Origin of the sequence: Sporolactobacillus sp. CQH2019, from assembly GCF_028765345.1 — a bacterium.
Classification (GTDB): Bacteria; Bacillota; Bacilli; order Bacillales; family Sporolactobacillaceae; genus Sporolactobacillus.
Window position 1 is genome coordinate 30,381 of the sequence record NZ_JARAJZ010000008.1, and the last position, 24,301, is coordinate 54,681.

At 42.8% G+C, this 24,301-nt stretch carries 26 protein-coding genes; 14 read left to right on the top strand and 12 right to left on the bottom strand.

The features are described 5' to 3' along the window. Position 1 precedes the first annotated feature (1 nt). The 5 genes from OYT88_RS12415 to OYT88_RS12435 all read left to right on the top strand — a co-directional run bounded on the left by OYT88_RS12415 (position 2) and on the right by OYT88_RS12435 (position 4,914). Positions 2–2,923 carry a tail fiber domain-containing protein gene (locus OYT88_RS12415; protein WP_274400414.1) on the top strand — a complete coding sequence of 974 codons (2,922 nt, stop codon included), beginning with the start codon at positions 2–4 and terminating at the stop codon, positions 2,921–2,923. A 7-nt stretch (positions 2,924–2,930) separates the two neighbouring features. Then, the gene (locus OYT88_RS12420) at positions 2,931–3,107 is read left to right on the top strand and encodes a hypothetical protein (protein ID WP_274400416.1); all 177 of its coding nucleotides are present in this window, start codon (positions 2,931–2,933) and stop codon (positions 3,105–3,107) included. Between the two features lie 92 nt (positions 3,108–3,199). Further along, positions 3,200–3,505 (top strand): hypothetical protein, encoded by a 306-nt coding sequence (locus OYT88_RS12425; protein ID WP_274400417.1) that lies wholly within the window; start codon positions 3,200–3,202, stop codon positions 3,503–3,505. Next, complete coding sequence (locus OYT88_RS12430; protein WP_274400418.1) at positions 3,495–3,845, top strand: phage holin family protein; 351 nt, start codon at positions 3,495–3,497, stop codon at positions 3,843–3,845. The genes OYT88_RS12425 and OYT88_RS12430 overlap by 11 nt, the downstream gene beginning before the upstream one ends. 7 nt (positions 3,846–3,852) lie before the next feature. Beyond that, the gene (locus tag OYT88_RS12435) at positions 3,853–4,914 is read left to right on the top strand and encodes a GH25 family lysozyme (protein WP_274400419.1); all 1,062 of its coding nucleotides are present in this window, start codon (positions 3,853–3,855) and stop codon (positions 4,912–4,914) included. A 244-nt stretch (positions 4,915–5,158) separates the two neighbouring features. Here OYT88_RS12435 and OYT88_RS12440 read toward each other — a convergent pair whose 3' ends face one another. The 10 genes from OYT88_RS12440 to OYT88_RS12485 all read right to left on the bottom strand — a co-directional run bounded on the left by OYT88_RS12440 (position 5,159) and on the right by OYT88_RS12485 (position 12,641). After that, on the bottom strand, positions 5,159–5,428 hold the full coding sequence (locus OYT88_RS12440; RefSeq protein WP_274400420.1) for a hypothetical protein: 270 nt from the start codon (positions 5,426–5,428) through the stop codon (positions 5,159–5,161). Positions 5,429–5,453: 25 nt separating this feature from the next. After that, positions 5,454–5,879, bottom strand: a complete 426-nt coding sequence (locus tag OYT88_RS12445; RefSeq protein ID WP_274400422.1) for a DUF4236 domain-containing protein — start codon at positions 5,877–5,879, stop codon at positions 5,454–5,456. Between the two features lie 16 nt (positions 5,880–5,895). After that, positions 5,896–6,258, bottom strand: a complete 363-nt coding sequence (locus OYT88_RS12450; RefSeq protein ID WP_274400423.1) for a hypothetical protein — start codon at positions 6,256–6,258, stop codon at positions 5,896–5,898. After that, positions 6,248–6,424, bottom strand: coding sequence for a hypothetical protein (locus OYT88_RS12455; RefSeq protein WP_274400424.1), 177 nt, complete (start codon positions 6,422–6,424; stop codon positions 6,248–6,250). The genes OYT88_RS12450 and OYT88_RS12455 overlap by 11 nt, the downstream gene beginning before the upstream one ends. 45 nt (positions 6,425–6,469) lie before the next feature. Then, a complete protein-coding gene (locus tag OYT88_RS12460) occupies positions 6,470–6,694 on the bottom strand; it encodes a hypothetical protein (protein WP_274400426.1) in 225 nt (74 codons plus the stop codon). A gap of 1,015 nt (positions 6,695–7,709) precedes the next feature. Continuing rightward, positions 7,710–8,606 (bottom strand): PfkB family carbohydrate kinase, encoded by an 897-nt coding sequence (locus OYT88_RS12465; protein ID WP_274400429.1) that lies wholly within the window; start codon positions 8,604–8,606, stop codon positions 7,710–7,712. Further along, a complete protein-coding gene (locus OYT88_RS12470; RefSeq protein ID WP_274400431.1) occupies positions 8,599–9,969 on the bottom strand; it encodes a purine-cytosine permease family protein in 1,371 nt (456 codons plus the stop codon). Before OYT88_RS12470 ends, OYT88_RS12465 begins: the two co-directional genes overlap by 8 nt. 29 nt (positions 9,970–9,998) lie before the next feature. Next, positions 9,999–11,006, bottom strand: coding sequence for an ADP-ribosylglycohydrolase family protein (locus OYT88_RS12475; protein ID WP_274400432.1), 1,008 nt, complete (start codon positions 11,004–11,006; stop codon positions 9,999–10,001). Between the two features lie 19 nt (positions 11,007–11,025). Further along, positions 11,026–11,721 carry a GntR family transcriptional regulator gene (locus OYT88_RS12480; RefSeq protein ID WP_274400433.1) on the bottom strand — a complete coding sequence of 232 codons (696 nt, stop codon included), beginning with the start codon at positions 11,719–11,721 and terminating at the stop codon, positions 11,026–11,028. A gap of 722 nt (positions 11,722–12,443) precedes the next feature. After that, entirely contained in the window at positions 12,444–12,641 is a 198-nt protein-coding gene (locus tag OYT88_RS12485) for a hypothetical protein (protein WP_274400434.1), read from the bottom strand. A 645-nt stretch (positions 12,642–13,286) separates the two neighbouring features. On the opposite strand from OYT88_RS12485, the gene OYT88_RS12490 reads away from it, so the two are divergent. The 3 genes from OYT88_RS12490 to OYT88_RS12500 all read left to right on the top strand — a co-directional run bounded on the left by OYT88_RS12490 (position 13,287) and on the right by OYT88_RS12500 (position 14,830). After that, positions 13,287–13,940, top strand: a complete 654-nt coding sequence (locus OYT88_RS12490) for a helix-turn-helix domain-containing protein (protein WP_274400436.1) — start codon at positions 13,287–13,289, stop codon at positions 13,938–13,940. 87 nt (positions 13,941–14,027) lie between these two features. Continuing rightward, positions 14,028–14,321, top strand: a complete 294-nt coding sequence (locus OYT88_RS12495; protein WP_274400437.1) for a nucleotidyl transferase AbiEii/AbiGii toxin family protein — start codon at positions 14,028–14,030, stop codon at positions 14,319–14,321. After that, the gene (locus tag OYT88_RS12500; protein ID WP_274400438.1) at positions 14,300–14,830 is read left to right on the top strand and encodes a nucleotidyl transferase AbiEii/AbiGii toxin family protein; all 531 of its coding nucleotides are present in this window, start codon (positions 14,300–14,302) and stop codon (positions 14,828–14,830) included. The genes OYT88_RS12495 and OYT88_RS12500 overlap by 22 nt, the downstream gene beginning before the upstream one ends. A 374-nt stretch (positions 14,831–15,204) precedes the next feature. On the opposite strand, the gene OYT88_RS12505 is transcribed toward OYT88_RS12500, so the two are convergent. Beyond that, a complete protein-coding gene (locus OYT88_RS12505) occupies positions 15,205–16,035 on the bottom strand; it encodes a glycyl-radical enzyme activating protein (RefSeq protein ID WP_274400439.1) in 831 nt (276 codons plus the stop codon). 142 nt (positions 16,036–16,177) lie between these two features. Between OYT88_RS12505 and OYT88_RS12510 the strand changes: the two genes are divergently transcribed. From OYT88_RS12510 to OYT88_RS12525, 4 genes are all read left to right on the top strand, one after another. Next, positions 16,178–16,936 (top strand): DeoR/GlpR family DNA-binding transcription regulator, encoded by a 759-nt coding sequence (locus OYT88_RS12510; protein WP_274400440.1) that lies wholly within the window; start codon positions 16,178–16,180, stop codon positions 16,934–16,936. Then, complete coding sequence (locus OYT88_RS12515) at positions 16,929–17,102, top strand: hypothetical protein (protein ID WP_274400441.1); 174 nt, start codon at positions 16,929–16,931, stop codon at positions 17,100–17,102. The genes OYT88_RS12510 and OYT88_RS12515 overlap by 8 nt, the downstream gene beginning before the upstream one ends. 437 nt (positions 17,103–17,539) lie before the next feature. Beyond that, entirely contained in the window at positions 17,540–18,481 is a 942-nt protein-coding gene (locus OYT88_RS12520; protein ID WP_274400442.1) for a sugar-binding transcriptional regulator, read from the top strand. Positions 18,482–18,672: 191 nt separating this feature from the next. After that, a complete protein-coding gene (locus OYT88_RS12525; RefSeq protein WP_274400443.1) occupies positions 18,673–19,377 on the top strand; it encodes a fructose-6-phosphate aldolase in 705 nt (234 codons plus the stop codon). 229 nt (positions 19,378–19,606) lie between these two features. On the opposite strand, the gene OYT88_RS12530 is transcribed toward OYT88_RS12525, so the two are convergent. Beyond that, positions 19,607–20,092 (bottom strand): SRPBCC family protein, encoded by a 486-nt coding sequence (locus OYT88_RS12530; RefSeq protein ID WP_274400445.1) that lies wholly within the window; start codon positions 20,090–20,092, stop codon positions 19,607–19,609. A gap of 578 nt (positions 20,093–20,670) precedes the next feature. Here OYT88_RS12530 and OYT88_RS12535 point away from each other — a divergent pair. Both OYT88_RS12535 and OYT88_RS12540 read left to right on the top strand, forming a co-directional pair. Then, entirely contained in the window at positions 20,671–21,540 is an 870-nt protein-coding gene (locus OYT88_RS12535) for a DNA adenine methylase (RefSeq protein WP_274400447.1), read from the top strand. 170 nt (positions 21,541–21,710) lie between these two features. Further along, entirely contained in the window at positions 21,711–23,834 is a 2,124-nt protein-coding gene (locus OYT88_RS12540; RefSeq protein ID WP_274400460.1) for a glycosyltransferase family 39 protein, read from the top strand. The last annotated feature ends 467 nt before the right edge of the window (positions 23,835–24,301 follow it).

Here is a 24,301-nt window from a genome sequence, read left to right on the forward strand (position 1 = left end):
CATGGCGATTGTATCAAGTAGCGAGATTACGATTACAGATCTGTCAGATGGGATTGCGTTTAGAAGTGATCCTCCGGCTAATCCGTCTGTCGGTCTGTCCTACTTAGATTCTACAACAAGCCCGGCAACCCTTAAAACATGGAACGGCACAGCTTGGGTAAACGGGACGCTGGCCTTGTCAAACTCTGATCCTAGCTCATATCAGGCAATCGGTACCGCTCAAAGTACGGCGAATAACGCCATTCAAGCAGCGTCGAATGCTCAAAATACAGCGAATGGAAAGAACCACGTATATTATCAGTCTGCTCAGCCCACCACAGGCACAACAAATGACCTTTGGTATAAGGTTAATTCTGACGGCACAACCAAACTCTACGTATACAATGGTTCATCTTGGACAAACCCTACAGATGAAGCTGTTCAGCAGGCTCAAAGTACTGCAGACTCGATGAACAAAAACTATTATGATACCGCGCAGCCTACAGGTACCGGAATAAAAGTTGGGGATATATGGTACAAAACCCTTAATAATGCTGACGGGACAACTTCTTATCAACCTTATCGGTGGAATGGATCTGCTTGGGTCGATCTGCTGAATAATGACGCCTATAACGCCCAACAAACAGCGGACACAGCTAACAGTACGGCGACAAGCGTTAATAATACCGTTTCTTCGAATCAGTCAAATTGGACAAGTGCTTATTCAACGGTCACAGCGAATCAAGCGGTTTGGAATCTGGCTTCTAATATTAATGCAAATGGTACTTGGAACACATCTAAATTAAATGGTACGATTTCAGATTCTCAGATTGCTTCTTCCGGTACATGGAACTCAGCAACCAGCTTATTGAATAGCTGGAAAAGCGGAACGACAGAAATCAATGGTGGAATGATTGCAACGAATACTGTTTACGCAAACAGTATTGCTATTGGCGATTTCACGAATATTGTAGCTGGTTCGGATTTTGAAGATCCAAACGCTAACCCATGGAATATGCCAACAGGTTATTCAATAGATACTGCTCAACATCATTCCGGAAGCCATTCGTTAAAAATTGTACCAACTTCTAATATTGCACAAACAAATTCAAAGATTCACGTCAATGCAGGAGATTCATTATACTTAGATTTTTGGATGATAACAACATCTGATTATAATGGAACGTCTGATAATTCAAAAGTTAGATTTTATAGTGCGACAAATGGAAGTCTATTGTATGCTGTGGCTTTTGGGCCTGCTTCAACCACATGGAAAGAAGTTACAGCAACTCTATATTTTAGTAATACCGATGACATCTATGTTAGCCTGCCTAATAATGCTACGGCTGGCTCTATTTGGCTGGATGATATTGTCCTTCGGCATATGATGACGGGCAATTTAATTGTAGACGGAGCCATCACCGCTTCCAAAATTCAATCGTTGAACGGGCTGACGGTAAAAAACGGTTCAACTAATACCTTCGTTGTCGACGGGTCGGGGAATGTAACTGTTAGCGGAAATATCGTTGGTGGGAATATCTCAGGAGTCAACTTTACAGGAAACAACCTGAATCTATCCGGTGCATTGAATGTCACAGGCTCCATTTCAGCAGCAAGTAGTGGGGTTGTCATCAATAACAATGGGATTGCGATCAGTAAAGGCAGTTTAAATCTACCCAATACGACCATAGATAGCAACGGAAACCTGACCACAACCAACGCGAACATTACAGGTACGATTAACGCGACAGGCGGCACGTTTACGGGAACGATTACAGCGACCGGCGGAACATCGTCTAATCCTGGTGACGATATTATTAAAATTGGTCAGGGAACATCTGTAGATCCTCTCATTATTACCAGTAAGTCTGACACAAGTGTCAGTGTTAATGCTACTTCTACAAATATTGGCCTGTATAAAAGTGGCGGAGCAAACACATCAATTATGGCAGGAAGTTTTGACTTAAATAATGGCAGTAATTCAACACAAATTAGTGCTAATGATGTCACTGTTGAGGATACTAAGAGCTATACGGACATTATGGGAGGATCCATTTCAATATGGGAATCGGATACCACAAAAGATACAGTTAGTATTTCTGGAGATACTCTTGGACTGGGAGCAAACATTACACTATACAGCCACAGCCAAGGGAAAAACGCGATTAACATAGACTCTGGAGGAAACATTTATGGATCGGGAATTATTTCATCCGGCAGTACGGTTGATGTTGGTAGTACCAAAGGAGTCAGATTTCCAAATGCTCCTGGAAGTAGTGGGAATGGAGATTACAATAAATTAAGCGTTGATGGATCGAATACAAACGGTCTGAGTGCAAAAAATAATGTGAACATTGATACCTATAATGGATTTAGTGTTTGTCCGTCTTCACCCAATAATCCGGTTGTTTCTCAGTGGAAACCGGCATTCTCTGTTAGTGCTCGTGACGGAAATGTTTATGTAGCGCACTGGCTTTATACTCAATCTATAACTGGTTTAAATGGGGGTGCACTTGGACTGTTTGGGGGAGCAAACGTCCGCAACTCTAGTAACAGTGCATGGGCCGCTATCGCGGCGTCCGCATTCAATGTTGAATCTTCCGTTGATCTGAAACAGGATATTACTCCGATGACTACTAGTGGATTGGATATTGTCAATAATACAGACATTTATAACTTTCATTATATCGGCGATGTCGAGGAAGGAAAAGCCAATTTAAAATACGGCGTGATTATTGGCCCTGATTATAAAACACCGAGTTCCCTTTTGAACTATGAAAATGATGCTGTAGACCTTTATAACTGGAACGGAATTATAACAAAAGGGATGCAGGAGCTGTATCAAAAGGTTGTTGCGGATGAGCAGACAATCACTACTTTAATTAATACGAATAATGACCTCGTTTCCAAAGTTTCTTCTTTACAGGCCAAAATTGGAGGATAAACAGTCTATGAATATAGATATTAATGATCTTATCAAGGAATTTCAGCAAAAATTAAGCAATTCTGAGCTTGAAAATGTCCAATTAAAGGCGGTCAATACGGCTCAGGGAAGGCAGATCGAGCAGCTCAAACAGCAGATTGAAGAATTAAATAAGGGAAAAGATGAAGAAGAGGACGCTGAGTAACAGGGCGTCCTTTTTCTAATCTAATTTGGTAATCAGGGATCTGCAATGACAGCGGGTTCCTTTTTTCTATACTTTTTTAAGGATGATTAAGGATGATAAACTGGCAAATACTCAGCTATACCGCAGGGGCGATTGTTTCTGTTTATTTCATTTTTAAATATATGATATATAACCCTCTGACCTCGCTCATTAGCCGAATGGTTGACCCGTTGAATGATTCAATTAACAGTTTGAAAGAATCCATTGACCAGCTGAATGCAAGTTCAAAAGATGAATTTAAATCCATTCATAAAGAATTGGATATGGATGATCAACGAATTAAGCTTACTGAAAAAAGCATTGCCGTTCATGAAGAACAAATTAAACAATTAAAGGAAGAAGATAAAAATGATAATTAACGTTACAATCATTGTCATGGCTGTTGCAGCCCTTGTGTTTTCTTTGACTGGCTTTATCGGCGTTTACAGCAGGCTTTCTGTACAACAGAAACAGGAGCTGGACAGATTAGCGGGGCAGGCTGTTTCCTTTATTGAGCAAAACGCCAACAACTCAAACATTAAAGTGATTGGTGCCGAAAAATTAAGCCAGGCTGTTGATTTTGTTGCGAGTCAGGTTAATGGAAAACTTCACACAAAGTTCACACCTGAACAGATCCAGGCAGCCGTTCAATTTGCATTCGATCGTTCACCACTCAAAAAAGATGTTTCTGACTTAGTCAAAAAGGTTGAACAGAGGTAATGAAAGAATGAGTTTTTCTGATAAATTATTTTTGGACGTTTCAAGTTTTCAAGGCTATCTGAGCAAATCAGCTTTTGTTCAAGCTAAGAAGGACGGCATTTATGGGGTTGTCGTTAAGCTCACGGAAGGAACCAGCTATGTCAATCCTACGGCAAGCTGTGATGTCAGCAATGCTAAATCTGCTGGGCTAGTAGTCAGTGCCTATCATTTCGCACGGTTTAATAATGCTTCAGAAGCAGCGCAGGAAGCCGGCCATTTTGTTTCAGAAGCTAGGAAACTAGGCCTGAGTTCAGGCACCCGTATGGTTCTAGATATTGAAGTTCCTTTAGCTGGGAATATGACGGCGAATAGCCTGGCTTTCTTTTCCGTAGTGAACAAGGGTGGATTTAAGAACGTCGCTATTTATACTTATGTTCCGTTTATGAAAGCCCATCTGGACGCTTCAAAGTTTCCGAATAAATGGCTGGCCGGTTATCCTGCTCATGTCGATTTTAAACATCCGTCTGTCGGCTCCTGCGGTGCCTGGCAGTACACGGACAAGCTTCATCTAAGGGGGATCAGCGGAACTTTTGATTGTTCTATTGATTATGCCGGACTATTCACTAAAGTCAGCTCGGTTAAATCAACTCCTGCCCCTAAGCCCGCACCGGTTACCGTTCGCCAATACGTCGTTAAATCCGGAGACAGCCTATGGGCAATAGCCAATAGTTACCATATGACTACTGATCAGTTAAAATCATTGAACCATCTCACTTCAGACACCATTTACCCGAATCAAAAATTAAGTGTGATTGGAATCGGGTCTGTCGCACCGACGGAAGCACCGAAACCGTCAGCAGCGATACAGGCTAAACCAGCACCAGTTCAGAATTCCAGTGGATTAACGCCTTATCTCGTTACGGCCGACCGTTTATTTATCCGTCAGAGCCCTGGCATGAATGGAAAAATACTCGGGACGCTGAATAGGAATGACCAGGTTGAAGTCGAAAGCATCACGAATGGATGGGCTAAGATCAAGAGTAACAATAACCAGGTTTATGTCAGTGCCGCCTATATTAAAAAAAGATGAAAAATTAGCACTCTGAGCAGCAAAAATGTTCGGAGTGCTTTTTTAATACATAGAGTCTTTATCACAGTAAAGTATACACTATGGGGTAAACTTTATTAGTTTAATGTAATAAATTATACACTACCCCGTATACTTTATTTAATTAAAACATATACTTTAGTGCAGTAAAATATACGCCCCTATGTATCCTTTACTTCAATAAAATATACATACAGGGGTATGCTTTACTCAAGTAAATTATACATCAGCGCTTTTCCATAAAGTTCGTAAACGATTCAATAAGACCTGAAATAACTTCTGACCGATTCCGTTTAAATCCTTTTCTTTTTAACATTTTATCAAAGCGGCGAATAATCGTTGGGTCACAATAGAATCCATACATTTTCTTATCAATTTTTCTGACATTCAGCATGTCAACAACAGGTTTAAATTCTTCAGGAACATTGGTAAGATCATTTTTCTTTTCTTTTTCATTATTAATAGGCTTAGTTTCATTCTTAGATTGTTCCGCCATATTGACATCTCTCCCGGTCTATAAATTAAAATAACGCTATGATTATCCTAATAAAAAAATAGACGATTAGTCCATAAAATGCAAGCTGAATTAATAACCATCCGATTTTTACAATAAGTCCTAACGATTCAAAAAACAGAGAGACGCTATGCAGAAAGCCGTGCTTAGGCGTTCCAGATTCCCCCACAAACGGTTCTGCATTATGATCGGTGTAATCATAGTCATTAACCTTTCTAGCTGTTTTTGGACTATCCTGAGACTTAGTGGAATATTGTTTCTGCCAGTATAATCCTTTTACCGGAGTAGAGTAAGACTGGGTTACTTTTTTAGTCGTCGGATTGTATGTAGTCCGTGCTGCTTTACCGCCTATTGTCCATGAATGTGTTTTCTTGCCAAAGTTAATCTTAACTCCGGGGAATAGCTTAATAGACCTTCTATAACGAAACCCCATTATTTTTCATCTCTATTCATTTCCAATTCACTCGGTTCAGATTTCTAATGTCAGTCTCCTGTTCAAGAGAACGAATCGCTAAGGATTCAAGAATCTTGTCTTGTCTTTGTTGACCAGCAATAAGCGACGTCTGATTTTCTTTAATCTGCGTTATGTCTTCTGAGTTTTTCCCTACTTGTTCTGAAATATGATCCACTTTATGTTCAAGCGTATCGAATCGCTTATCCATTGTATTGAATCGTTCATCTATTGCATTGAATCGCTGATCCATAGCGTCAAAACGTTTATCAAAGTTGTCGAGTCGTTTATCAATAGTATCGAACCGATTATCCATAGCACTCAGTTTGTCAATAATTTGTTTTAAAAGTTCATTTTCCATTATCTTTTCCCCCAATAGTTTTTCTAAGTAGCGTCACTGCCTTTTGTATTATTTCATCATAAGGAACCCGTTTTCCTGTTTGCTGGGTCATTTCGGTTTGCAGGCTAAGCAGCATCTGAAAAGTCTGATCGTTTATTTTGATGTTTTTCCTATTATCTGCAGGCAATATATTCAACTCCTAAGATACTTTCATTATAACAAAAGAAAGCCATTAGCTGACTCTCATTTCATTATAATAATACTTTGCTAGTTTGAAGAAGTATTCCGTATCGTCTTCCTGAACCCGATCTTCTATTTTATGAAACCGTTTCAGGATGCCCATTCCTTTTTCATTTAACTGATGATCGCTAAATAACATCTGAAACCCTTTTCCGAGTCCGGCTACCTCTTCTTTTTCGTTCTGGCTGTAAGCTTTTTCATCGTCGATTAATATCATTTTAAATACCCCCTTTTTTCTACAAATATATTGTATTACATGTATCCCAATAGATCAATATGTTTACTAATAAAATTGCTATAAATTTGATTATTACTTAAGAAAAGAAAGAAGAAACAGAAACAACCCCCTTGCCAAATATTCTGAATTATTGTATGATCTCTGTAGGTTATATTACGGAGAACGGCGACAATTAGAAACCCTATGTCTAAAGTAAGAAAAGTATATGGAAAAAAATGGGACTCAAAATCGTGTTCCGCAAGGAGTGTCGGTTCGACCCCGACCACCGGTATTTTTTGGTCGTTTTTGGTGAAGATATAGACTTTCAAAGAGCTTGTAAATCCTTGATTTAATGGGATTTATGAGCTTTTTTCTTTTTCAGAGAATGCGATAGAAAACGATAGAATCACGAGCCATTTTACACATTTTTTACACAATCCAATAACATCTTTTCAAATGCATCAGTTGTTATTTTCCCATTTTGTTTGCCTAGCTCTTTGATGAGCTTTTCTACATACTGATGTATAGCCTGCTCGGTATTGGCATCAAGTGCTGAAGAGGTTCATCCAATAATAGAATCTGTGACGACGCAAAATGCTCTGGCAATGGAGATTCGCTGTCTCTCATCGTCGAATAACCGGCCTCACCAACCATCGTTTCATGCTTTTTGCGGGAGGGGTATTAATGAAATCATCTATCTGCACAATTCTCGCTGCAGCTTTGATTAATGGTCTTAAAAACCACAGGCTCTGCCTGTGTGAAAATGAAGTTTCCAGAATTGTACCAGAAAAAACCTCCTCAAGCGCTATAATGGAGTTCGGCCGTCAACCGAAAACAAAATAGCGAGAGGAGTGGTTGTTTTGACGCTTACTTTGCATTTTCCCCCTGACTCAGATGAAAAAAGTAGAATATGATAAGATCCCCATAAAGGGTTATCTTTTATTTGCGGAGCGCTTTTCACTCTCCGGCAATTGCTGAGCATGCACCATGAGAGATGATGATTAAAAGCCGGATTTTATTGTTCAATTGCGCCGCCTCTCTGGGAGACTACTTTTGCAGAAAGGCGATTTGCCAATTGTACAGCTTCAAATGTTGTCATTCCTGCAGCTAAACCGCATAGGAAAGCTCCGCTATGTGAATCTCCTGCACCAATGGTGTCAACAACTTTTACTTTTTCTCCGGAAACAATTCCGCCATTCGCTCCGTCATTAAAATAAGTGCCGTTTGCCCCTAATGTAACCAGTACAATATCATTGGTTTTCTTCTGCAGCCTATTGGCGGCGCTTTCAATATTATCGCATTCCGGTGCCAATAATTTTATTTCATCAGCATTGCAGTGAATGATTGTGTCCCTTGTAAGTAACCTTTGGACTATTGATTTTTCCAAATAGCGAACTCTCGGGCTGGCGTCAAATAGGATTTTGCTCCCTGCCTTTTTCATAGACAGCGCATCCAGAATTACTTCACCGGATTTTCCTTCAAGTTCGTAGCCGGATACATAGAAATAATCATAATCTTTAATATTTATTTGTTCAAACCAATCGGACTGCCACTTTGTTTCAATTCCGGGAATGGTCAGAAATGTGCGTTCTCCGTTTGGTTCCACAAATGATACATCCCATCCATTTTCACCGTCTTGTACATTTAATACAATTGGAATCCGCTTTTTTGCAAACTCTTTTTTTATAATTTCTGCGAAAATTCCATTGCCTACAGGCACGAAAAGCACATTTTTAATGCCTAAACTTTCGACTGCCTGACGGACATTATAAGCGGATCCGCCAACAACAGTTCCTTGCAATTCTCCTGATATATCTTCACCGCTTTTTGGCAGGACGGGTACATTTACGAGTACGTCAATTACAGCTGCGCCAATAATTAATATCTTTTTTTCTGAAGTAAGTTTATTCATGATTTGACTTCTCCCGGCCAATTGAATTAATAACCCAGAACACGATGATGGCTAGTATCCCGCTTAAAAAAACGCCCAACGAGTTATCTTTAAAAATTCCCTTTGCGAAGGGTCCTGTCCAGACTGCATTATTTGTGAATAAGAAGCCAATAATAACTGCAATGATCCATGAAGAAACGCCGCGCCAGTTTACCTGGTTTTTTGAGCCCGGCTTCAGGATGTTTACATCGTATGCTCTGCCATTCTCACGGTTAAACACAGAATCGCAGAGAAATATCGCAACCCAGGCTGCTAAACAGATTCCGAGAAAACCAAGGAATAATTGAAAATTAGTGAGAAAGTTTTCAGATACAAACAGAATATAGATTGGAATCAATATTACGATTATCCCATGAAAAACAAGCGAAGTTTTTTGTGAAACACGGATCCCGATTGTTTTTAAATTAATTCTTGCAGAACGAAGACTCACAATACATTGCGGGACAAGCCCGCCTGCAGCGACGAGAAAGTAAACAACGCCCAGCCATGAAGGAAGTGCATGGTACATAACGTCAATTGGATTGGCAGATGTTCCAAGAGTCGGTTCAACAGAACTTAATAGTACACCTGCAAACATCAGGACGAATAGAGGGACAGCTCCTCCTAAAGTTGTGCTCCAGAACACAGCCCGATTGCTTGCTTTCGGTGTTACATAAGCTCCCCAATCCGCTGCAGCCATGGACCAGCTGATTCCGGAGCCTGCAGCGACGATCGAAACGGCAGGCAGGAAACCGCTTATCCAGTTTCCGCTGGGCATTGTCAATACTTGATGCCAGTTTGTTTCGGTAACAAAAAAAATCATAATAAAGATCGTCAGTATGCCGAAAATGTAGGAAATCCACGTTTGTACTTTTTGCAATGTATCTTCCTGAACCAATCCTGACAGTAGGACGCAAACTGCAAATATGATGAGTGCAACTGTCATAGATAATCCGCTTGATTTAATGTGAAGGACACTAAACATAGAGACCAGCAGCAGAGTACCGGTAACGACATTTACAGCCAGCCAGCCTACCATATTGACCCAGGCAATGGCATTCGGAATTTTATTTCCCTGAATCCCGTAGGCTGCCCGTGACATTTTAAAAGTCGTAATTCCAGTTTTTTTGCCGATCGAAGCGACCCATCCGACTATTAAGAAAGAAAATGCCCCTACTAATGATGCCAGCGATGCCTGGAAGAAACTTAAATGATAGCTTACGATTAAGGCTCCGTATACGATTCCCATGATTCCAATATTTGCAGCGAACCAGTTAAAGAACAGGCCCCATGGTTTTACGGTTTGTTCAGATTCCGGTACAATGATTTGCTCTTCATTATCCATCATTTTTTCCCCTCTAATTTTAGAATTTGTTAGTTTGTCATGTTTCTAAAATTCATGATTTGATCCGCATAATAAGAAATGTGATATTGCGGGTTTTTTGAATCAATTAATCCTGTCCATTCTGGAGGTATTAAAGAAAATCCCTGCTTTGCTCCGCAGATAGCTGTTGCCATTGCTCCAATTGTGTCTGTGTCGCCGCCAAGATTGGCACAAAACAAAGCACATTTATGAACATTACGTGTATAATAGGCAATTGAAACCGCGGCCGGAATAGATTCACTAGCCATTGTCCCGGTGCCGATTAGATCGTAAATTGCTTGAGAAAATCCCTCTTCATCGTATTGATACCGCTTGGCGAGTTCTATGCCAAGCTTAACTCTTTCTTTGCAGGAGGCGTTCCAAGTGGGTGCCCCCAGTTTTTTAGCCTGATCGCCGACTGATAGTGCATATTTAATGATTTCATCCCATGTTTTATCTTCGACGGCTGCACTAACAGCTCCGGCAACTATCGCAGCTCCGGAAATTGCAACGTCTGATGAATGGGTAACTTTTGTAATGTCAAATACCATCTGGACCAATTGGTCGCCATGAAGTGTGTCAAATAGGCTGCCGATCGGCGAAATGCGCATTCCTGCACCATTTGTTTCTGCTTTTTTTGTAATATTAAGCGGATCTCTTCCTTCTTCAATAGCAAGGAGGGCAGCTTTAGAACTTGGTCCCAAGATATTATTCTCGAACGCGCCAATTTCTTTTGCCCATTTTTGGAGATGATTCACAATGATTTGTGTGTCAGGTACGAAATGGTTTTCGATTAAAGCATCTAAAATAACAAAGGCCTGATTTGTATCATCTGTGTATTGCCCCTTTGTAAAATTTAAGGCAATATCGTTTGATTTCGGGCCGTCTAAAAAAGTTGTAATCTTTCCTTTAAAATAATCCTGGATTTTCTGAATCGGCCAAAGTTCTGAGGGCATTCCCATCGCATCACCAATTGCCTGCCCATATAAAGCACCTAAAATTTTGTCTCTTTTATCCATAACGAACACCTTCCAATTTCTATATTCCTGTTACAAGTTTAAAATTAGCGTCATTGCTATAAATGATTTTTACTTGCTCTACCAGAGTTCCACGGTCGGAAAGTACGATTCTTTCTACCATTAACAGCGGCTGAGAATTTTCCATATTAAAAATCCGATTTTCATCTTCGGTCGATAGAAACGCGTGCACGCTTAGGTTCGCGGTACAAGGATAGACATCATAATTTGTCCGAATGGTATCGTAAAGAGAATGAGTTGCAAAATCATTTTTATCCAGATTCGGAAAGTGATGAAGATCCAGCAACGACAGATCGATTGTCATCCAGGTAATGGCCCCATTAATCTTTACTCCCCTTAATCTGCGCAGCTTAAAGATTTTTTTTCCTTTTTGCTGCAGCACCTCCTGTGATAGAACTTTTGTAACGGCATCACCGCCCATTTTTCGGACATAATCTGAAAATCCGCTAAAGGTGAACATATTAATCTTAGGGCTCTTAGCTTTTACAAAACTGCCTTTTCCATGCACTTTGTAGATAACACCGGATTCCTCCAATTCTTTTAGAGATTTCTGGATAGTAGAACGGGTAACGTTGTACTTTTTGCTCAGCTGGGCTTCGCTCGGTATCTTATCATGTATGCCATAATTCCTGAAAATATCAGATTGTATATCGTGGCTTATCTGCAAATAAACCGCCTGGACACTGTTAAATTCCATAATACCTCCTCTTGACTACTTGAGTACTCAAGTAGAAAATAGCATGAGAAAAACATTTTGTCAACGCTTACAATGGAAATTACGCATAATTTTAAAGACTTATGTTTGAAAGTTTTTCTCTGTAGCAGGATGTGTTCTGAGGTGAAAAATAAAAATTTATATCATGTCTGCGTTAGTCGGAGTCCTTTGTATATGCATAAAAGGGGTGGTGTTGCGGATGCCATGTTTCAAAGCTTTTATTCAGCCGAGGACAATAGATTTAAGCAGCAAAACTTTAGTATTTGCCTTCTTAAAACAGGCTGTTTCAAGGCGCTAGCCGGATGATGACGACGAACACTCACTAACGAAGCAATATCCGGACAGGATGATAGCGGCTGCAAATGCCTGAAAACAAAAGGAACATTTGCCATGCATGTAAAATGCAATTTTGATGAATGATGATTTCATAACGCTATCCATATACCCGCAATGAGGATGATGCATAACGAGGAAAGTCATTTTGTTGAAAACGCCATCCTCATGTTAAACGGAGAGCTGTTAATGCTTAATGCTTTGAAAAAATAAATAATTCTGTAATGGTCATCAGGTGCAAATTCGTCACTTGACCATTCTACCTTAAGCAGTGGTTCCGATCGCTGTTTGTTTGAGACGGGTAAAAATGACCATAAATAAAAAGTTTTCCAATCCATTCTTTAGCGGCAGAGCGGGGCTGAAGGGCTTATTTACCCATTGTGATGCATTAAAGTTTCCTCCTTCTTGCGGATTAATTCTTTCAGTTCCATCAGATCTTCCAGGCCGGCATGGTTGCGGATAAAGTTTCTTGCCTGCCGTCTGTACGCATCAATAGTTGCCTTTCTGCGGTTTTTGGCTTCCCAGTTCCTTGAGGCTCTCACCTGAGTATGGCTTGTTTTTCTGACCATGCCTTCATCCGTCCTTATCAATAAAGCGGACAATTAACAAAACAACCCAAGTGCTGCCTGCAAACAGACCAATTACTTTCATGTAAAGCGGGCTAAAATTGGCGGTGAGCAGCCAAACAATTGTAACCAGGATCAGTACAGAATCAATCGATTTTATTCTTTTCATGATGGTCATGTGATTGAGCATAACAAAAGCCGGAAATCTGCTTCCTCTGGGAAATTATGGATGTTTCCGATTGCGTCGCCGCTTTTTGCCTGCTGTTTGATTATCGCAGGGGCGGTCGCTATGAAAATCCAAAAATGGTGAATCAAGTCCGGTGGCCCTTTTGATTTGCTCAATTACGCTTCCCTCACTCCTTTCACATCCCTGCCTTTTTATTTTATAACGTATACGTTACAAAACCAATATTTGTTTTATGTTAAAGCGCAGGATCATTTTATGTTGCTGATCCTTGTAGCTTGAGTGCGAACCTTGGGAACCCAAGTTGTGGACACTTGGTGTACTTTTTCAAATAGCTGTTTGATAGTAATCATCAAATTTGTATTTTTACTAGAATTATCCCAGAATTTATTATAATAACAAATTTATAATTAATGTGTATAAAATCGTTATAATAAGTTATACTTTAGGGAGAGGTGTCGGTTATGGATTTTCAAAAATATTTGGAGCGGAATTTCCAATATGAAGAACCTATTCTCACTGAAGAACTCCTGGATAAACTGGATATCAATCCAAATACGATTCGCCAGTATTTGAAAAAAGCAGCAGATAACGGTTTTATTGTTCGTTACGCATTGAAGAATGGCGTTTATTACAGGCCTGATCCAAAGGCAATATTTCGATCTTCCTTAAATCTGTATGATGTCATCAAGAAAAAATATTTATTTGATCTAAATAATAATCGAATTGGCTATATTACCGGTCTATCTTTTGCAAACGAATTAGGGTTGACGGCGCAAAATGCATTGGCTTATGAACTGGTTACGAATAAGGAAAGCATGCATTCCAGAAAGGTTCTTTATGGCAAAACGTACGTTTTTTTGAAAAAACCTAGAGTTATGGTCAATAACGCAAATTATAAGCTTTTACAGGTTTTTGATTTAATCAGCAGCTTCGATCTTTATAGTGAATTCACACTGGATGAATCAATGAAGAAAATGATCGATTATTTAAAGAATGTAAGAATCTCTAAGGAAGATTTTAAAAAGTGTTTGTCATTTTATCCAGAGAAGGATCAGTTAGCCATTTACAGGAGTGACTTGCTTTATGAACTTGCACCAAAACAACCGGCTTTTTAAAGAACTCATTGATGCTGTATCTGAAGAAAGCGGACTGAAAGGTTCAATATTGAAAAAGATTATTATGTATCTTTGCTGCTCGGAAAAGTGCAGACGAATTTTCCTGAAATTGTTTTTAAGGGTGGCACGTCATTAAGCAAATGCTATCATTTGATCAATCGTTTTTCTGAAGATATTGATATCAATTTCCAGCAAGATGTCAATAAAACGGGGACAGAAAAACGTAAACTGAAGCAAGCCATAATGAATTCAGCCAACGAAATTGGCATGCATCTGGAAAACGAAGACGATATTAAAAGCAGAAGAGATTTTAACAGGTATCAATTTTCGTACTCAAGTATAACAGAAGCTGATCTTATGTGGAGACGTATATTTTATTAAAGTCTTTTCCGACTCATAAAATGCAGGTCACAAATTACATTCTTGATTACCTGCTACAGCGGAAACAAACTGCTTTTTTAAAAAAATATGAAATAAATGCATTTGATATACAAGATATTGAGCGCACATTTATCGATAAAATTTTTGCTCTTTGCGATTATGCTATCGATGGAAAGTATAATAGAAATTCTCGTCATCTTTATGATCTATACATGATTTATAAGGCATACAGGCAGCAGTTCACACGAGATTTAATCAGGCCACTATTTATACAAGTAGCTAAAGAACGATCAAAAAGCGAACATGCTCATTCAGCAGTGAAAGGTTTTAGACTACTTGACGCGTGCAAAAAAATAATTAAAGATAATTATTTTAAAACGGACTATGAAGAGACAAGTAATATTCAATTATTTCTACCCGGTGTGGAGAGTGTGAGCTATCAGATGATAATCGGGAACTTTATCGAAATCATTGAATCTGGAATTATTCCTGATGAAATTGATTATTAATCATCCGACTGCCGTTCTTTTGTTGTCAATGATGTTTTAGGCTGTGATTTCAGGGAACTGTACAGCTGCAGGCTATTCATTCTATTTGATACGAATTGATACGAAATGATTATATCTGTTGTGAGAACGCCTTTTTTAAAAATAAATGAATTCATTGATTGCTTCTCATAGAAAAGAATATTAAAAAGTTTTATTTTGTTGCCAAAAGCAACTATTTTATACCCTTTATGTGAGAACGAATGACAAGCGGTCAGTCAGATTGCCGAGGAACCTGATTCATAAGGCCGCCGCCCGCACAACAAATGGACGCAGCAGCATAAATGGCCAACGGCGGAATCTGCTCTATGTGAATGGCGGTCCGGATTCTTTCGGGCTCAGAACGATCCGTTCAGTTTGACTGCAAGCCCGGCCCTGTTCAGTATTTTTTTATAATCCCGAAGATCTTCCGTGTGCAGTTGCGCGGTATCTTTCATCGCATATTCACGGCCGAGTTCGGCATATTTTTTTAGTCCGTACTGATGAAACGGCAGCAATTCAACCTTTTTGACACCTATTTGATTGAACAGCCGGCCGAATTGGGCAGCATCGGCCAGTGAGTCGTTAAAATGAGGGATGACCGGAATCCTGACCAGAAGATCTTTGCCGGCTTCCAGTGCGATTTGCAGATTCTTAAGAATCAGTTCGTTATAAACGCCGGTGCCTTCATAATGCTTCTGACTGTTCCAATGTTTGACGTCAAAAAACATAAAGTCCATGTACTGAATCAATGCTTTAAATATTTCCGGGCGTGCATAGCCGGATGTTTCACAGGCGAGATGGATTCCCTCTTTTTTAACGGCCTTTGCCAGTTCGATTGCAAACGGGGCCTGATTGAGCACTTCCCCTCCGGAGAAAGTAACGCCGCCTCCGGATTCCTCGTAATAGTCCCGATCCTGCATGATCGTCTTCATGATTTCCGCAACGGTTTTATATTCTCCGACGGTTGTGAAACCGCCGCGAACGTCGTCGCGCATTTGTTCGGAGCAGGCCCTCTGAGATTCGGGATTGGCACACCAGATGCAGCGCAGCGGACAGCCTTTAAAAAAAACGACGGTCCGTATTCCGGGTCCATCATTGATACTGAATTTCTGAATATTGAAGATGAGACCTTTTGGACCGGAACGTGTCCGGTTATTTTTATCCTGCGGAAATGTGTTTCTTTTCAAATAACCCACCTCTTCTTAATTTTAACATAGCAATTTCGTTAGAAACATTAATAAGCTGTGAAAGAAGCGAAACGGCGCGACTGTTTGATCTCTGTATGATAAAATAGTGATATAAAAAACGAAGCAAGGAGAGATCTTCATTTTGGCTTTGGGATTAACGGAACGCGAAAACGATTTGCTGAATATTGTTAATGAACGGATCAAAATAGATGTCAATGAGCTGGCCGAACTGCTCAATGTATCGAAAGTGACCATTCGAAAAGACCTGGATCGTCTGGAATCAAAAGGACTGCTTCAAAGGAAACACGGATATGCCGTGATCAACAATGCCGATAATGTCGGTTATCGGTTGGCCAAAAAGTACGATGTCAAAAAAAGGATTGCCCGGCTTGCCGCCCAATCGATTCATGATAATGAAACGATCATGATCGAATCCGGATCAACCTGCGCTCTGCTGGCCGAGGAGATCGCGGCGACAAAACAGGACATAACTATTATCACCAATTCTTTCTTTATCGCTTCCTACATCGGCAGACATCAAAGTGTTCGTATTATCCTGCTTGGCGGAACGTATCAGGAAGATTCACAGGTGACAGTCGGGCCGATTACGAAACAAAATTTAAGAGAATTTTTTGTCGACAAGCTCTTCATCGGGACAGACGGTTTTGATCGAAAGATCGGCTTTTTCCAAAACGATATTATGAGGGCCGAAGTGGTACAGACAATGGCCCTATCCAGCAGGAAGACGATCATTCTCACGGATTCAAGCAAATTTTATCAAAAAAGTCTGGTCAAACAATTCAGCCTGAATGAAATTCAGGAGATTTATACCGATCGTGAGCTGGATGAAGATACGAACCGGTTTATTGCCGACAAAGGCGTAACTTTGCATCTTGCATAAAAAACGAACAGCGATCACACCGGTACACTATTTTTTCTTCCCGGGAAAAGCTGATCAACACGCAGAACATCCCGGGAACCAGCGCGATTGGGTTGTCGGCGCGGCAGGCTATTCGGCGTTCTTCGCCGCCCTTTCGAAAGAAACACAGAATGAAGTCGGGAGCTGACTTTGTAAAGAACCAGGCAGTCAGATGACTCGATTCGGAGAGGACCTGTGCGGCAAAGTGCTGTCCGGCTCCCGTTACCGATCCTGAAGATGAGGCCGATTAATAAAAAGCCAAAAAAGCCCGGCGTGAAAAGTATCGGCAGGAAAAACGGCTGCCGCTTTTCCTGCCTGATATTTTTCCCCGCTTCGAAGGGTGATCCGCTTTTTCAAAGAGGTTGTTACAGTCCAGGAACGGCCGCCGATTTTTAAAATGCCTGGCAGGGGAAGCGGCGGTCATCCGTATCTTTGACGGTCCGGATTTAAACCGGCGGTATCTGCGATCTTTAATTTTCGATAAAATCATGAAACATCGTTTAAATAAAGGTATATTCCAGCATTAAAGTGTTTGACGGAGAGCACAATTGTGCAGACTGATTTGGGGGATTAAAGGAGGGCGCTATGGAAAAAGATAAAAGAAGGCTTTTAACCAAAGTGGCTTATCTCTATTATATCAAGGAAAAAACGCAGAACGAGATTGCCGGCGAACTGGGTATTTACCGGACGACAATCAGCCGCATGTTGAAAAAGGCCCGGTCCGAAGGGATTGTCGACATTCAGATCCGCGATTTTGATCCGCAGGCCTTTGAACTGGAAGTTCAGCTGCAGAAAAGATTTGCTTTGAAAGATGCTGTTGTGATTCCGACCGGTGCCGATGATACAGAAAAAGAAAAAGAAGACAAGCTGGCTGAGGAGGCTGCCTATTATTTAAAGCATCTAATCAAGAATGATGAAATTATCGGCTTAAGTTGGGGCTCCAATCTGGCAGCCATGATCGGCAAACTGAAGGGAAATAAAAAAACAAACGCGACGTTTGTCCCATTGGTCGGCGGGCCGAGCCATATTAATTCACGCTATCACGTCAACGCCATCATTTACGATCTGTCCCGCCACTTTGGCGGAGAGTGCGTATTTATCAATGCGGGGGCGATTCAGGATTCCCGGCTTTTGCGCGACGGCATCATGAAATCGCGCGATTTTCAGAAATTCAGGGATTACTGGAATCGCCTGGACATTGCGATGTTCGGTATCGGCGGCCCCCTGGAAAGCAGCACGAGCAGCTGGCGCAATTTTATGACACAGGCCGACCAGAAGAGCCTGATTAACCGTCATGCAATCGGCGACTGCTGCTGCCAATTTTTTGATTCGGAAGGCCGTCTTATAAAAGAAGGATTATATAACCGTACCATTGGCATTAAACCGGAATTGCTGGCAAAAGTTCCGTATTCGGTCGGTGTAGCGCGCTCGAAAGTTAAGGCACCGTCCATCCGTGCGCTGTTAAAAACCGATTTTATGAACACACTGATTACGGACGATGAAACAGTACGGGAGATATTAAAATGAACTACATATGTGCAATTTCTGCTTCTTTTTATAGCTTATCTTTCCTTTCAAATCGGCATTTCTGAATGATATCTGAAATTATTTCAAGTGATATGTCTGTAAAAACTGTGTTTTCGTGCTACTATTTAGCTGTGGGCAGGCTGAACCTGATAAATCACAATTGTGCATTATCTTACAAGGGAGTGTTGCAAATGGAATTTCTGTTGGATTCAATTCATCTGGCTTCAATAAAAAAATACGTCGGCATCATTCCGCTGGCCGGCGTGACTTCCAATCCGTCGATCGTAAAAAAGGAAGGCAAAATCGACTTATTCAGGCATTTAAATGAAGTCCGTTCGCTCATCGGAGCCGATGCGACATTGCACGTTCAGGTTGTTGCCGACAATCCCGACGGCATCGTCCGGGATGCTCATGCCATTCTCGACAATGTCGACGATCGTGTATTCATTAAAATACCCGTCACCGAGGCCGGCCTGACAGCTATAAAAAGGTTAAAAAAGGAAAATATAAATGTCACTGCCACGGCCGTTTATTCGAAATTTCAAGGCTATCTGGCGCTTGAAGCCGGTGCCGACTACATCGCACCGTATTTTAACCGAATGGAAAACATGAACATTGATTCAAAAGCAGTCATCGCCGAATTGGCTAAAGCAATTGAACGGCAGCACAGCCGCACCAAAATCCTGGCGGCGAGCTTTAAAAATGTCGGTCAGGTAAACGCGGCATTTGAAGCCGGCGCTCAGGCCGCGACGATGGGTGCGGATATTCTTGCCAACGCCCTGGGCCTGCCGGCAATCAGGCAGGCGGTCGACGATTTCACCGCGGACTGGGAATCCGTTTTCGGCAAAGGTGAAAAAGTCTATACGCTGGCTGAAAATAACGAAGGTGTCCGTTGAGTGATCTGTACGGCTGAAACTCAGATCAGCCGGGGCGACGGAGCCCGCACCGATGGTTGGGGCGGGCTCTTTTTACTGCCTGCTTTTTTTGAAAAATGTGCCAAAGAGGCGCGAAAAACACATGATTGCCGGTCTCTCTTTCTGCTTTGCCGATGAGCGGGCAGTTATCGGCATGAGGCGTTTTCGGCATTCGCCGGCGCAGGTTAACGGCAATGGCTGCTTTTCGTTTTTATTTTACCTGTTCAATCAAGGCCGCATATTCCGTATGCCGTTTCTCCCAGTTTTCTTTTGGAAAATCGGCATGGACGTGTTCGTTCAGCAAATCGATCAGCATGTCGAGGCAGACGTGCCATCCGGCCAGATCTTTTGCAGTATGCTCGTTAATTGCCGGAAGAGACTCTTTCAGCACGAGTAAGCAGCCGTCTGCCTCAGGGTACAGCTCGAAGCGCACGCGACCGTCGCCCCATTCGAACTCTAAAACAGAGTTTTCCCGGCAGTCCGTTATTTTGATTGCGAAAGAAGCTCCCGTGCCGTCATTCATATTGAATTGAATCATCCCTCCGCTCCGGAGGCCGGCTATTTTCAAATTAGGCATCCATTTCTCTAATTTCTCATTTTGTGTCAGGGCAGCCCATACTTCCTGCAGCGGATGATGAAGCAGACGATCAAAACGGGCAATATACCTGTCGTTAACTTTTTGCACAGCAGCAAGCACCTGTTATGCCTCCTTATATTCAGAGCCTTTTTAATTGTTGATTCGGCAAGATCAGCCGAAAATCCTGCCCGTATCATTTTTATTCGCTGCTTTTCTGTACAGAATTTAATTCTGCGCTTCCTCCGTCTGTACGGTTACCCGGGAAACCGCGCTCGGCTTTTCGATCTTATGCGGCGCTGCCGGCCCGGAAACGGGCACCGGTACAGGTATACAGGAGAAAGAGCAGGCAATAGCCGCTAAAATTTGGTGATTGACAGCGGTATGCAATATGTTCATAATTAGTCATAGTCTTGTGAAACGTTTTTCTCCGAACGGTCGAAACGGCTGGCATATAGCTGATTTTGTGAACGGGCGGGTTAAAATCGGGATTCAAAATCGGCTTCCGCCAATGTAGGAGATTCGACCCCGACCGCCGATACATACCTTTTTGGAAGAGCGCTGGATGACGCTTTTTTTTGATCTTTTATTTTATAATCCGATTTTCGATTGTTTTTCCGCAATGCGTGCCATGGATATGTGAACGGGCATTCAGATTTCCCCGCGTGCATGTGCCCCGATGTTGCGGGAGTCGCATTGACATGTACGAGGCTGCGTTTGAGAAATTAAGGTGGCAAAAGAGATTGAATAGCGAGCGTGTCAAACCGTTTTTAAAATGGGCGGGCGGCAAACGGAGAATGCTTGCCGATATCCGCAGCTGTGTCCCTCAGCATTTTCGCCGGTACTACGAACCCTTTGTCGGAGCGGGAGCGGTTTTATTCGATCTGCAGCCCGCCGATGCAGTGATTAACGATATTAATGAAGAGCTGATGAATGTCTATCGGGTGATACAGAGCGACGTCGAGGGCCTGATCAAGGATTTGGAGAAACACCGCAATGAAAAGAGCTACTACTATAAAATCCGCGATCTGGATCTGAATGAAGATTATCAGAAAATGTCCGATCTTGAAAAGGCGTCGCGTATTATTTATTTGAATAAAACCTGTTTCAACGGGCTGTTTCGTGTCAACAAGGAAGGGCATTTTAATGTTCCCTTCGGAAAGTACAGCCGGCCCAATATTGTCAATGAGAGGACATTGAGAGGGGTCAGCCGCTATTTCCGCGAAAACCGCGTGAAAATAATGGCGACCGATTTTGCTGAAGCAGTGGAAGATGCAGAGGAAGGAGATTTTGTCTATCTGGATTCTCCGTATGATCCGCTTTCGACAACATCTTACTTCACAAGCTACAGTAATGACGGATTTACCAAAAAAGATCAGATCAGGCTGCATGATTTATTTGCGGATCTGGATCGCCGCGGGACTCTCGTTTTGATGAGTAATTCGGCGACGCCTTTTATTAAGCAGATGTACAATAATTATCATATTACTTTTTCCTCGACGAGCCGTCTGATCAATGCCGACGGCAGCAAGAGAGGGAGAATTGATGAGGTCCTTGTGACCAACTATTAAAAAAGCTCAAGTCTAAGTTCCGAAAATTTTCGCTTCCGGCCGCTTAAGAAAAAATTAAGAATCAAGCATGATAATGATTCTATGATTTTTATAGCGCCGACGATAGCGGACAGGGCGGCCCGATCCGGAACGGCCCGAATGTCCGGGGCGAAGATTTGGAGGAATAGTCTTTGAAAAAAAAGACCGGGCACTTTGATTTCTTATTACTTGGAGTTGTGGCTCTCTCGGCTTTTCTGAATCTGTATCTTCTGAACCATGCGAGTTCGAATGAATACTACACCGTTGCCGTAAAGAGTATGATGAAAAATTTTCATAACTTCTTTTTCGCTTCATTTGACCCGGCCGGCTTTATCACGGTTGACAAACCGCCTGTTGCTTTATGGATTCAGGTCTTAAGCGCGAAAATTTTCGGACTGAGCAATTTCAGCGTGCTGTTTCCGGAAGCCCTGGCCGGAGTCGCCTCCGTGGCTTTGCTGTATGTCCTTGTAAAAGATAAGTTCGGAAAAACGGCTGCTTTTATTTCAGGACTGGTTCTGGCAACGACGCCGATCTTCGTGGCTATCGTGCGTACGAACAACGTCGACAGCATCCTGATTTTCGTTCTGCTGGCGGCGGCATGGGCATTGATGCGGGCCGTTGACAAAGGCAGGATGCGCTGGCTGGTGGTCAGCGTGATTCTGGTCGGAGTCGGGTTCAACGTGAAAATGCTTGAGGCCTTCATGGTGCTTCCGGCCATTTATCTGTATTATTGGATTGCAATGAAAACGACCTGGCGAAAACGTCTCCTGCATCTGACGGTTGCCACCGTCGTTCTTCTTGCCGTTTCTTTTTCCTGGGCCACGGCTGTTGAGCTGATTCCCGCAAACGATCGTCCTTACATCGGCAGCAGTCAGACCAATTCGGTTTTTGAACTGGCTTTTGGATATAACGGTGTATCCCGTCTCACGGGCCAGCAGGGACATGGAAATCAGGCCGGCGGTTCCCGGCAGCCTGATTTAGGCGGGCAGCAGACAGGCAGCGATGCACAGCGAACCGGTACGTTCGGCAGCCGGAGCGGCACAACGGCAAACGGGTCGCAGAACAGCCGGTCCCAGTCTGCACAAACGGGCGGGTCTGCCGACCGGCCGGCACAGATGGCAGGGAACGGGCAGGCCGGCGGAATGTTTAACACCGGCCAGGCAGGGCTGTTTCGCTTATTCTCGCAGGCTCTTTCCAGTCAGGCCAGTTGGCTGCTGCCCTTTATTCTTTTCGGAATCGTCGGTCTTGTTGTCTCGTTCCTGCGCCTGCGCAAGCTGACCAGACAGGGTCAGTTTGCCGTTTTCTGGCTGGGATGGCTCATTCCGATGATGGCCTTTTTCAGCGTGGCCGGTTTCTTCCATCAATATTATCTCAGCATAATGGGTCCGGCAATCGGCGCGCTGACGGGCATTGCTTTTACAGTCCTGTGGAAATTTTACAGAGCAGAACGGGAAAATTGGACGAGCTGGCTGCTTCCGGCCGCACTTCTTGTGACGATGCTTTTTGAAGCTTTGATTCTTTATCAGAACAGTCTGCCCAATCAATGGATTTATCTGGCGGTTGCAGGAGGCCTGATCCTGTTTGCGGTCTCCGCCGCTTTCCGCGGCCAGGACAGACGGAGCAGCCAGGTGTATGCCGCTGCGGCGGGTCTGATTATTTTGCTTGTTGCTCCGATTTACTGGACGTTGCCGTCGACCTTTAATCAGACAAACAGTTCGATTCCTGTCGCGGGCCCGAGTTCATCTCAATTCGGCGGGAACGGAGGCGGCTCGGCTCAGTTCGCTGCCCGGCAGAACCGCGAGTTCGGCGGACAATTCCAGAATGGCGAACGGCCTGCCGGGTCCGGACTGCCGGCTTTATCGGCAGACAGAGTGCGGCAGATGCGGTTCGGCTCTCCCCAGGGAGGCGGAATGAACGGACAAGTGGACAAGAAATTGCTCAGTTATCTTGAAAAACATGATAAGGGTGAAAAATTCATTCTGGCCGTCCAGAGTGCCCAGTCCGCTTATTCGATCATGCTGAATACCAATTACGCCGTTATGGCGATGGGCGGATTTCAGGGCAGCGATCCGGCCGTGGATGCTGCCAAACTTGCCAAAATGGCCAGGGCGGGCGAAGTGAAGTATTTTCTGATTTCCGGCGGGAATCGCATGGGATCGAACCAGAGTGTCCTGCAGTGGATTGAGAAAAACTGCAGCAAGGTGCCGGCCAGCGAGTGGTCTTCGGGGAACTCGCAGCAGGCGGGCGGACAGACGCTCTATGTTTATAAAGGTTAGGCCAAAAGACAGCCGGCCGATGATCGGCGCCGGCCTGCCGCGGTAACAGTTCCGGAAGGTCGGCTCTTCGGCAGATGTTCACTCGAATTTTGCCGTTCGGAAATTAAAAAAACCGACAGTTTAAAGCGCGTCTGTTCCGGCGGAGTCGTTATTGCGCCAGCGCCATATTCAAATCTCTGGATTCATTATAAAGGCAAGGGGCGTCTCACGGTCGAAAAATCGATTGTTGAAACGTCTTCTTTTATTCCGCCATGTTCGGCTCCGCTGGATGCGTGAATGAATTTCATAACGGTGCCGAGTGCCTCTTTTTATCAAAAAAATACCTTATTTCGGCTGCTGCTGCACTTCAGCCGGCGATTTTCAAAAAATGAGAGACGTATTCTGCCGGCTTAGATAAATGGAAGAATCATCATAAGATGCATTTCAGTGATAAATGAAAATAAAGTCGTCCATACGGAGCAACGCAG